At 40.2% G+C, this 11546-nt stretch carries 6 protein-coding genes and 1 tRNA gene; 6 read left to right on the forward strand and 1 reads right to left on the reverse strand.

What is annotated here, in order from left to right:
• Positions 1–151: 151 nt before the first annotated feature.
• The 3 genes from ACSBL2_RS00320 to ACSBL2_RS00330 all read left to right on the forward strand — a co-directional run bounded on the left by ACSBL2_RS00320 (position 152) and on the right by ACSBL2_RS00330 (position 7588).
• Entirely contained in the window at positions 152–2641 is a 2490-nt protein-coding gene (locus tag ACSBL2_RS00320; RefSeq protein WP_442589682.1) for a M14 metallopeptidase family protein, read from the forward strand.
• 175 nt (positions 2642–2816) lie between these two features.
• Entirely contained in the window at positions 2817–5966 is a 3150-nt protein-coding gene (locus tag ACSBL2_RS00325; RefSeq protein ID WP_442589683.1) for a SusC/RagA family TonB-linked outer membrane protein, read from the forward strand.
• Positions 5967–5983: 17 nt separating this feature from the next.
• A complete protein-coding gene (locus tag ACSBL2_RS00330) occupies positions 5984–7588 on the forward strand; it encodes a RagB/SusD family nutrient uptake outer membrane protein (protein ID WP_442589684.1) in 1605 nt (534 codons plus the stop codon).
• A gap of 148 nt (positions 7589–7736) precedes the next feature.
• Here the strand turns inward: ACSBL2_RS00330 and ACSBL2_RS00335 are convergent, their stop codons facing one another.
• Positions 7737–8651, reverse strand: coding sequence for a S66 peptidase family protein (locus ACSBL2_RS00335; RefSeq protein ID WP_442589685.1), 915 nt, complete (start codon positions 8649–8651; stop codon positions 7737–7739).
• On the opposite strand from ACSBL2_RS00335, the gene metG reads away from it, so the two are divergent.
• From metG to ACSBL2_RS00350, 3 genes are all read left to right on the forward strand, one after another.
• Positions 8650–10800, forward strand: a complete 2151-nt coding sequence (metG, locus tag ACSBL2_RS00340; protein ID WP_442589686.1) for a methionine--tRNA ligase — start codon at positions 8650–8652, stop codon at positions 10798–10800. The two genes, ACSBL2_RS00335 and metG, sit on opposite strands and share 2 nt — an antisense overlap.
• 8 nt (positions 10801–10808) lie before the next feature.
• Positions 10809–10880, forward strand: a tRNA-Arg gene (locus ACSBL2_RS00345).
• A gap of 336 nt (positions 10881–11216) precedes the next feature.
• Positions 11217–11468 carry a hypothetical protein gene (locus ACSBL2_RS00350; RefSeq protein WP_442589687.1) on the forward strand — a complete coding sequence of 84 codons (252 nt, stop codon included), beginning with the start codon at positions 11217–11219 and terminating at the stop codon, positions 11466–11468.
• Positions 11469–11546: the final 78 nt, after the last annotated feature.

Below are 11546 nucleotides of genomic sequence, written 5' to 3' on the forward strand. Positions count from 1 at the left end.
AAAATATTCTTTAGTATTTTGCAGCATAAACAAACCACTAAGCTTTCCTCAACCAACCTTATTCTAATGAAATTATCATGAACAGATTTATCGTATCACCACCTGAACTGCAGTCCATGATGGTTTCATCCGAATTACAACAAGCACTCAAATGAAAAAAACCAGTCTTTCCTTCCTGTTCTTATTTTTTGCTGTTACGACATTGCTGGCGCAAATAAAATCGCCTGATGAATTTCTGGGATATCCCCTCGGTAGCAGGTTTACGCCACATAGCCAGATTGTAGCTTATTATAGGTACCTGGCAGGATTAAACAAGAACATCCGTCTGATTGATTATGGAAAAACCTATGAAAATAGGGAACTTATGGTGGCTGTCGTTTCTTCAGGTGAGAATATGAACAATCTGGAGCAGATCAGAAAAACGAATATTGGATTAAGTAAGGCTGAAAGACAAGAGCAGAACCTCGCCACACAACCTGCAATATTGTGGTTAAGCTATAATGTACATGGAAATGAAGCCAGTTCTTCAGAAACCTCCATGCGGACACTGTACACTTTTGCCGGGGCACCAAGTCAGGATGTTACTTCATGGCTAAAAAATACAGTAGTGATTATAGATCCTTGCCTGAATCCTGATGGAAGGGAGCGGTATGTGAATTTTTTTAATTCGGTAAGCCGGAATGTCCCGGATGCCAATCCTGCTGCGAGAGAACATATCGAGCCATGGCCAAGGGGAAGGGTAAACCATTATTATTTCGATCTGAATAGGGATTGGGCCTGGCAGTCGCAGGTAGAAACCCAACAGCGTCTTGCCTTATATCATTTATGGATGCCAGAGGTACATGTGGATTTCCATGAGCAGGGATATAATGATCCTTATTATTTTGCTCCTGCCGCAGAGCCGGTCCACCAGGACATTACTGCTTTTCAAAAAGACTTTCAGGTCATCGTGGGGAAAAATAATGCGAAATACTTTGATCAGAATGGATGGCAGTACTTTACCAAGGAACGTTTTGACCTGTTGTATCCTTCTTATGGAGATACTTATCCTTTATATAATGGTGCTATAGGAATGACGTATGAACAAGGGGGGATAAATGCAGGGCTTGCCATAAAAACAGCAAGTGGGGATACATTAACGCTGAAAGATCGGATTGATCACCATTATGCGACCAGCCTGGCTACGCTGGAGACCGTATCTAAAAATGCAGGAAAGCTGGTGTCTGAATTCAAACGCTATTTCGAGCAGTCCATCACCGTATCGCCTGGAATCTATAAATCCTATGTGGTTAAAGCCGATAATATCGCACGATTAAAAAAGTTGGCAGAATTACTGTCAAAGAACCACATCGCTTATGCATTTGGTGGTGATAAAACATTAAATGGCTTCAGTTACGAGAGCAGGAAAACAGAGAACTTTAAAATCAACAGAAATGATCTCGTAATTAACCTGAAACAGCCTGCTTCCGTATTGGCCAATGTCCTTTTTGAGCCGGATACGAAGGTGACTGATTCCAATACCTACGATATTACTGCCTGGGCATTGCCCTATGCCTATGGATTGAGTGCGTACGCGCTTAAAGAATCAGTTAATGGAGTTTATGCAGCACTGGAAGAAAAAGCGGAAGTTGCCCCCTCGCTGGTTGCCAATCCATATGCCTGGATTTTCGAATGGAATTCAGTGGAAGATGCGCGGGTGTTAATTGCGCTGCAAAAGGCGAATGTAAAAGTGAGGATTGCAGAACAGGAGTTTACCATTTCCGGGAAGGTATATAAAACTGGAGCGTTATTGGTTTACAGGGCAGAGAATGAAAAGGTAAATACGAATCTGGCAGTCAGGATTGCGGATATATCTAAATCATTTAATAAGACATTTACGGCTATTGCGAGTGGTTTTGTCGAGAAGGGTAGAGATTTTGGTTCCTATGTTTACCCATTGCTGACTGCACCAAAAGTAGCTGTTGTCGCGGGTGCTGACGTATCTTCTCAGGGGGTAGGTGAGATTTGGCATTTCTTTGAGCGTGAGCTGAATTATCCGCTGAGCGTAATAGCGGAACAGGATTTAGGGAAACTGGATCTCGCAACTATAAATGTGCTGATCCTTCCGGATGGGGATTATATGCGAAAGCATCTGGAAACGTTAGACAGCTGGATAAGTGCAGGGGGAAAGGTTATCCTTATGGAAGAAGCGATTGCCAGCGTGGAAGGAATAAGACCTTTTACGATTAAAAAGAAAGAGTATCCGGTTGTTGCTGATAAAGAAAATACCTCACGCGCCTATTCTTCTAAAGATAAAGATGATTTTGAGGAGTCCATTCCAGGAGCTATCTATAAAGTTAATCTTGATCAAAGTCATCCGCTGTCCTTAGGTCTGGGCGACCTGTATTATACCTTAAAAGTAGATGGAAGAATATTTGAACCCCTGGAAAAAGGCTGGAATGTGGGCCTTATTAAGCCAGAAGCATTTGTTTCAGGTGTAGTAGGTAAAAAGATGAGGAAAAAGCTTGATAATGGGCTCTTATTTGGAGTTCAGCCTGTTGAAAAAGGAAATATTATTTACTTTTCTGATGATGTTTTGTTCCGATCATTTTGGGAGGGCGGAAAACAATTGTTTGTGAATGCATTGTTTCTTGTGAATTAGGGTTTGCTAAATCGTTTTGTAATATTATTGTTTGTTTTTTTATATTATTCTGTGTTTTTAGGGGCTTAAATACCATTTAGAGCATTAGTAGTAAATAAATCTTCACAGAATACTAGATTTTCCATAAAAGATCTAGTATATTGGGTCATTATTAACTATTAACCTAAATTTTTTTATGAAAAAACTTTTACAAAGTTTGTTCGTAATGTTGCTGTGTGCAAACTTTGCAATGGCACAGGACCGGACAGTTACTGGGACAGTAACAAGTAAGGAAGACGGGCTCCCACTTCCTGGAGTAAGTGTAAAAATTATTGGTGCTGCTGGTGGATCTACCACAGGTAGCAATGGTAAATTTACCGTAAGTATTCCCCGCGGTGCAACCGCATTACAATTCTCTTTTATCGGTTTTACGACTCAGACAAAGCCTATTACATCTTCAGCTGTAATTAATGTTGTACTGGATGCGGACAGTAAAGGATTAAGTGAAGTTGTTGTTGTTGGGTATGGTACTCAGGTGCGTAAAGACATCACCGGGTCTGTTGGATCTGTTAAAGGTGATGCTATTAGTAATCTTGCCAGTCCAAGTTTTGACAAGCAGTTAGCCGGCCAGGTTACAGGTGTTCAGGCACAAAGTAACAGTGGGATCTTAGGTGAGCCAGCTAAAATCCGTATTCGCGGTACGAACTCGATTTCTGGTAGCGGCGATCCATTGTATGTTGTCGATGGTGTGCCTTATCTTACTGGAGATCAGGGTGCTGTTACCCAATACAATCCATTGGGAGATATTAATCCAAACGATATCGAAAGTTATGACGTACTCAAAGACGGAGCTGCCACTGCAATTTATGGATCTAGAGCTGCAGGTGGTGTGGTCTTGATTACAACAAAACGTGGTAAGGCAGGAAAAGCAAAAATGAACTACAGTTCATGGGTAGCACTGGCTACACCTTCTAAACGTTATAAGCTTTTGAATGCAGAACAGTTCATTCAGGTTCAGAATGCAAAATTTTCATATTTTGAACCGGATGGTGCACCTGTAGCCGTTGCTGAATACAATGAGGATGGAAGTCTAGTAAATACGGATTGGCAGGATCAGGTTCTTCGTACCGGTTTCCAACAAAACCATGCTTTTTCAATAAGTGGTGCTACAGATCAGACGAACTATTACCTTTCCTTAGGATTCAGTGATCTTGAAGGAACTACAGTAGGTAACGATCAGCGTAAATACAGCTTCCGTACAAAGGTTGAGCAAAAAGCTTTTAATAACCGTGTTACTTTTGGTGTGAATACTGCTGTAACTTATACTAAAAATAACGGATTGAATGATGGGGCTGGATCAAATGGCCTTTCAGGAAATGTTGCTGCTGCATTAAGAGCTTTACCAAATGTGAGGGTAAAGAACCCGGATGGCAGTTATAACCTGACTTCTGACAACGTAGCTTTAGGTGCTGGTGCAAATACGCAGTCTATTGATGATAACTTCCCGAATATTGCTTACGTTCTAGCAAATAATGTATACAGATCCCAGGCCTTGAATGTTACGGGTAATGCTTTTGTTAAAGTGAATATTCTTGATGGATTGAATGCGACTTCTCAGATTGGTATCAACTATATCAATACAGAAGATTTCATGTACTGGAATCCTGTTCATGGAGATGGAAGAGGTTACAATGGATTAGTTGATCAATTCTACCAGCCATTGTTCAGATACAACTGGCAAAATACCTTAGACTATTCTAAAACGTTTGGAGATCACAAATTAGATGCTGTTGCAGGTCTTGAATACCAAAAAGAACGTCAAAGATTCATAGAAGCAAATGGTACAAACCTTTCTATTCCATATTTTGCTGAAAATGGAAATATTATCTCTAACTCCCTTGCTAATCAATTCTATGGTGGTGGTGCTTATCACTCTGCTTTGGCTTCGGTATTCGGAAGAGTAAGTTATTCCTTCCAGGATAAATATTTGTTATCTGCTTCAATTAGAAGGGATGATATTTCAAATCTTCCTATAGGTAACCAGGGAGCTACATTACCCGGAGCTTCTGTTGGATGGAGAATCTCAAAAGAGAGCTTTTTCAGCAATTCAGATGCTTTGAAATTTATCAACGACTTGAAAATCCGTGGTGGTTACGCTAAAGTGGGTAACGTAGAAATCGGACGTTTTCCTTCTGTTGGAACATTTGGTCCGGTACAGTATGGAGACGTGAGCGGTATTCTTTATGACCGTTTGGGAAATACAGCCCTATCATTTGAAACAAGTAAAAAGATTAACGTAGGTCTTGATTTAACCATGTTTAACAACAGAATTAATTTTACGGCCGATTATTTTAAAAATGATATTGATAACCTGATCCTCAACATTCCTACACCATCATCTCTTGGTATTCCTAATAATTATTATGCAGGTAACGTAGGTGCAATGAACAATAAAGGATGGGAATTCTCGATTTCAACGACAAATATTGATACAGAAGATTTCAGATGGAATTCGAATCTGAATTTAACATTTGTTAAAAATAAAGTAACAACTCTTGCGAATAATAATGCTGATCTCATTAACACTTACAATATTACACGTATTGGAGAAGCTATTGGTACATTTTATGGATACGAATCGGCAGGTGTAAACCCGGCTAATGGTAACCAGATGTTCTATAAAGCAGACGGGACTATTGTTCAGACCAATGTGGATGATTATAACTGGTACCGTTTCAATCCAGAAAATCCAGGAGACCTTTCAGATACAGATGCTTCCTATGCAATTGGCGGATCAGATAAAAGATTACTGGGACAATCAAGTCCAACATGGTTTGGTGGTTTCAATAACACATTTACTTACAAGAAATTTGATTTAGGTATCATGCTTACTTTTGGCGGGGGTAATAAAATTTACAACGTGACCAGACAGGAAGCCCTGAACAGTATGAAATTCCATAACAATGGTGTTGAAGTATTGAATGCATGGAGCCCTACAAATACAATCACTGATGTGCCTAAATTATCTTACGCTGATGATGCATTGGTATTACAAACAGGAAATCTTAACAGCAGATTCTTAGAAGACGGCAAGTTCCTTAGAGCTCAGAATATCTCATTCGGATATACTTTTGCTCCTTCTATTTTGAGTAAACTTCAAATCTCTTCATTAAGAATCTATGCTCAGGTGCAAAATGCATTTGTGATTACAGGTTATTCTGGATTGGATCCTGAAGTTTCTACATCATATACTACAGATTCTAATAATAACAGAGCCCCTGGTGTTGATTACAATAGTAATCCAGTTCCTCGTACTTATACATTTGGAGTTAACTTAGGCTTTTAATCAAAAAAAATCAGACAATGAAAACCAAAAATATATCGAATAAAGGTTTGCAGAAAGTAATGTTGTTTTCTTTTTTAGGATTACTATTATTTACTGCCTCCTGTAAAAAATTCACGGAATTAAAACCGCAGGATAAACTTGACGAGAGTACAGCTTTCAGTACTAAAGCAACTATTGAGCTTGCTATGAATGGTGTTTATCAGCAAGCGGGTGTTGGTACTTATGACGCCGGAACTGGTGCAGGTGCAGGAAGAGGTTATCCTTTCGGTGCTGCAGCAACTGAACAAGCTGAAATGCGCGGTGAGGATATGGTAAATCTTCAACAGTTTTACGCGATTACTTATACTGCTACTTATTCAACTTCTTCAGCAAATAATGTAAATCACTGGAACAATCTATATGCCCTGATCAATCAGGCAAACATTGTGATTGCAGGTGTTAAAACTGCCGCTGCAAATGGTATCCTGACGGCTGAAGAAGCAAATTCTTACGAAGGGGAAAGCAGGTTTCTACGTGCCCTGGCACACCATGAATTGCTGCTTCATTTTGCAAAACCTTATGCAGATGCAAACGGAAGTTTACCAGGTGTACCTTATCGTTTAACTGCTGTAAATAATGCAGCAGAATTAGATAACCCAATTAGTCTTGGAAGAGGTACTGTAGCTGAAGATTATGTTAATCTTCTTGCAGATCTTGATTTCGCAGAGGCAAACCTGGGTGCAACGTCTACGAATTTCTCTAGGGCAACAAAGGGTGCAGCTATCGCGCTTAAAACCCGTATCCAATTGCATAAAGGTGACTGGGCAGCAGTCATTGCTGAAGGCACAAAATTAGGTGCAAACCTAACTGGAACTATCGCAAGTCCTATCGGTGCTTACACGCTTACTGCAAGCCCTGTTGATCCTTTCACTAACTATAGTGCAAACTCAGAGTCTATTTTCTCTATTGCGAATAGTGCGGCTTCTAATCCTGGTGTAAATGGTGGTTTGTCAAGTATGTTCCTTCCTTCCAATTTAGGCGGAAGAAGCCTTGTTGCTACAAGTCCAAACTTATACAATGCGAGTTTCTGGGTAGCTGGAGATTTAAGAAAATCCCTTCTTCAGGTTAGTAATGGAGCAGGTATTTATTTCAATAATAAATTTACCGATCCAACTACGAATGCGACCTGGACACCTATTATCAGATATGCTGAAGTGTTGTTAAATGTTGCTGAAGCTGATGCTCGTAGTGGTAACAATGCACAGGCTTTCGTTTTGCTAAATGCAGTAAGAAACAGATCTGTACCTGCTGCTGCACGTTATACTTCTGCACCAGCAGATTTACTGTTGGCTATCTTGAATGAAAGAAGAGTTGAATTTGCAGGTGAAGGTAAAAGATGGCCGGATTTACACCGCCTAGCTTTGGATGCTACATACGGAAAAGGTGGTATCCCTGCAAAACTGAATGTTGGACAGGTGAATTCTGGAACTGTTTATGATGGTGTGACACAAGTAACGCCTGCAAGGGAGGCAATTCCTTACACAAACTTCAGGTTCTTATGGCCATTCCCATTATCGGAAGTTAACTCTAACCCGACATTGGCTGCACAACAGAACCCTGGTTACGGTGGTACTGGTCAATAAAAATTAGTTAAATAATAAAATCTCAAGAGGGTGTATCAAAAGTTTCTGATACACCCTCTTTTTCATTGCTGTTACCTGTATCCAGCCTTACAGGGATATCTTCAAATATTCAGTTCTCATCCACACAATTTCAGTTGTGACAGCCTCTTTACTGGGTTGATTTCTGTTCCTGTATCAGTTTGACGAATCTATCGTTGACACATAAGGTGACTTGTTTACCCAAGATCATCGCCCTGTTGTCAGTTATATGACCAACTGGAAAATTAAAGCAGGTAGGATATGCATATTCTTTAACTATTTCCTTGATGATCTGTTCTGCTGTTTGACCGAAAGGTATATCTTCTGTTTTTATCTCGTTAAAAGCTCCTATGATTAGTCCTTTTAATCTGGAAAGTTTCCCACTCCGTTTTAAAAGACGAAGCATTCTGTCGATACTGTATTCATACTCCCCTACGTCTTCTAGAAATAGGATTTTGTCCGTATAGTCCATCTCCGATGGAGATCCTTCCATCGCAATCAATATAGAGAGATTGCCGCCAACCAGGATTCCTTCCGCTTCACCTTTCCTATTGAGCGGATGAACCGGAATAGTATAAGTTATTTCCTCACCAAAAAGTGCATTTTTTAATGCTTCCAGCGAAGCAGGAGTGGCATCTTCAAAGGTCGAAGGCATCTGCCCATGGATACTTTGTGTCTGCAAAGCACCAGTGATATGTGAAAGCAGAACTGTAATGTCACTAAAGCCAACTATCCATTTAGGATTTTTATTGAATTCCGTAAAATCGAGCAAGTCTATAATACGTATAGTGCCGTAGCCCCCACGTCCCGCTATGATCGCTTTAATTTCTGGATCATCCAGAAAAACCTGAAGATCTGCTGCGCGTAAGGCATCGTCTCCGGCAAACTGATGATAACCAGCCTCTATGGTTTTTCCCCTGATCACCTTCAGTCCCCATTCTTCCAATAAAGCGATTGCAGGTTCGATAGACTTCTTCAATTTCTTTGCGGGGCATACAATTGCAATTTTGTCGTTCTTTTTTAAGTAAGGTGGCTGTTTAATCATGGGTAAAACACTTATCTTTGACAAAATAATAAAAATAGTTTTGGATAACAGTAAAATAAAAAGATATACCGTTACGGCAGCTTTGCCTTATACGAATGGTCCTGTGCATATCGGACATTTGGCAGGAGTGTACTTACCTGCGGATACCTATGTGCGCTTCCTGCGCTCTAATAACAGGGATGTGAAGTTTATCTGTGGCTCTGATGAAAATGGGGTTCCTATCACACTGAAAGCTAAAAAGGAAGGAATTACACCTCAGGAGGTCGTAGATAAATACCACAAAATTATCGGCGATTCATTTAAAGAATTTGGGGTGTCTTTTGATATCTATCACCGCACGTCTTCTGCCATGCATCACCAGACGGCATCTGACTTTTTTGAAACGCTTTATGATAAAGGGGTGTTTACAGAAGAAGTGACCGAACAGTATTATGATGAAAAAGCACAGACCTTCCTGGCAGACCGGTACATTACCGGAACTTGTCCTAAATGTGGCAATGAGAATGCTTACGGGGATCAGTGTGAAAATTGTGGAAGTACACTGAATGCAACTGACCTGATTAATCCCAAATCAACCTTGTCTGGTGAGCCACCGGTAAGAAGGGAAACGAAGAACTGGTTTCTTCCGCTGGAGAAATATGAGGCGCAATTAAGGACTTATATTGAAGGCCACAAAGAATGGAAGCCAAATGTCTACGGACAGTGTCAAAGTTGGTTAAACGCAGGCTTACAGCCCCGCGCGATGACAAGGGACCTGGACTGGGGAGTGAAAGTTCCTGTGAAGGATGCAGAAGGGAAAGTATTGTATGTTTGGTTTGATGCGCCAATAGGATATATCTCAGCAACGAAAGAGCTGTTCGAATATGCACGACTTGATGTCTGGAATCCTAAATCGGAAGAATATTATATCAATCAGGCAGGTGTCGAGAAAGGAAACTGGGAGGATTACTGGAAAGATGATTCAACTAAACTGGTTCACTTCATCGGAAAGGATAATATTGTATTCCATTGTATTATCTTCCCGGCCATGCTGATGGCACATGGAGGATATACCCTTGCAGATAATGTACCGGCAAATGAATTCCTGAATCTGGAAGGACAAAAGATTTCTACGTCAAAAAACTGGGCAGTATGGTTAAATGAATATTTGCTGGAGTTTAAGGATAAGCAGGACGTGTTACGTTATGTGCTGACTTCAACTGCTCCGGAAACTAAAGACAATGATTTTACCTGGAAAGACTTTCAGGCAAGAAATAACAATGAGCTGGTTGCTGTTTTAGGCAATTTCATCAATAGGGTGGTGGTGCTGACCCATAAATATTTTGAGGGCAAGGTGCCCGTATTGAAGGAAGTAACCGAACAGGATCAACAAGTGATCGATGAACTGGCTTTATATCCTACTAAAATTAGTGCTTCTATAGAGAATTACCGTTTCAGGGAGGCACTTACTGAGGTGATGAATGTTGCCCGTCTGGGAAATAAATATCTTGCAGAAACGGAGCCCTGGAAGGTGATTAAAACTGATGAGGACCGTGTACGTACGATTTTAAACATCAGCTTGCAGATTGTGGCTAACCTGGAGATTCTGATTGAGCCATTCTTACCATTTACGGCAAATAAACTGATGAAGATGCTGAATTATGGCGGTCACTTATGGGAAGATGCAGGGAAAACCGATTTACTGCAGCGAGGCCATCAATTGAATGAGCCGGTACTGTTGTTTGAAAAGATTGAAGATGCAGAAGTACAGGCCCAGATTGATAAGCTGAACCAAAGTAAGGTAGATAATTCTATCGCAAATGCTGTCGTTACCCCTGCGAAAGAAAATATAGATTTTGATCAGTTTAGTGCTCTGGATATTCGTGTAGCGACCATTATAGCTGCGGAGAAGGTGGAGAAAACTAAGAAATTATTGAAGCTTACCCTGGATACAGGGCTGGACCAGCGTACGGTGGTCTCCGGGATTGCTGAATTTTTTGATCCTTCAGCTATTGTCGGACAGCAAGTTAGCCTTGTTGTGAACCTTGCCCCGAGAGAAATTAAAGGAATTTTATCACAAGGAATGATTTTAATGTCTGAAAATTCAGATGGAAAACTTACTTTTGTGGCTCCTATTCAAAATCATGCTAATGGAAGTGTGGTGAGATAGGTAGTTTGGGTCCCGTAGTTCAACGGATAGAATAGAAGTTTCCTAAACTTTAGATATGAGTTCGATTCTCGTCGGGACCACTAGACAGCTAGTCAAAATGTACAAACGGCCTTAATTATATAATTAAGGCCGTTTTTTTGTGGATATCCAAAATATACAGCATTTGACATCTTGGTATTGAGGTGTTAGGTGAGTGAACTAAAAGATAAAACTACTCGCGGAGCTCGCATTAAATTACTTACTGTAATGTAGTTATATAAGCTAATAAGGTCGAATTTGTTCTATGTGTAATCTCTAGATTATATATTTGGAACTGAGTAGGTGGCATCTCGAAGATATCAACCGGATTATTTTAAATAATGTAACCTGCAATATTTGAATAAATAGTTAATCTTTAATCATAATTTAAAATAATCATGATTAGAGACATCAATAGTGCACAGACCGAAGAGGATATCATTAGTATCATTGACCCTGCAATTTTAGCGCAAATACCTGCAGAAGATCTTAAGGTTATCGCAGCAAACATTTTGCTGGAGGAAAGATATCACAGAAATGAAGTTGTTCTTTTTCCTTTTGAGGTTGTAGCTTTAAGGATTTATTCTCTGACAAGCAACCAAATCACTCAAATTGAATATCAGGACGCAGTTTATAAGGTCACAGGGTAGCGCCAGCGCCTCATTATTTAAATATGCCTAACAGCTGAAATAGGAAGAAGAGGTCGAATGCGCTCTCCAAGAGGAAGA

The sequence above is a fragment of the Pedobacter sp. AW31-3R genome, from assembly GCF_052180285.1.
Taxonomy (GTDB): Bacteria; Bacteroidota; Bacteroidia; order Sphingobacteriales; family Sphingobacteriaceae; genus Pedobacter.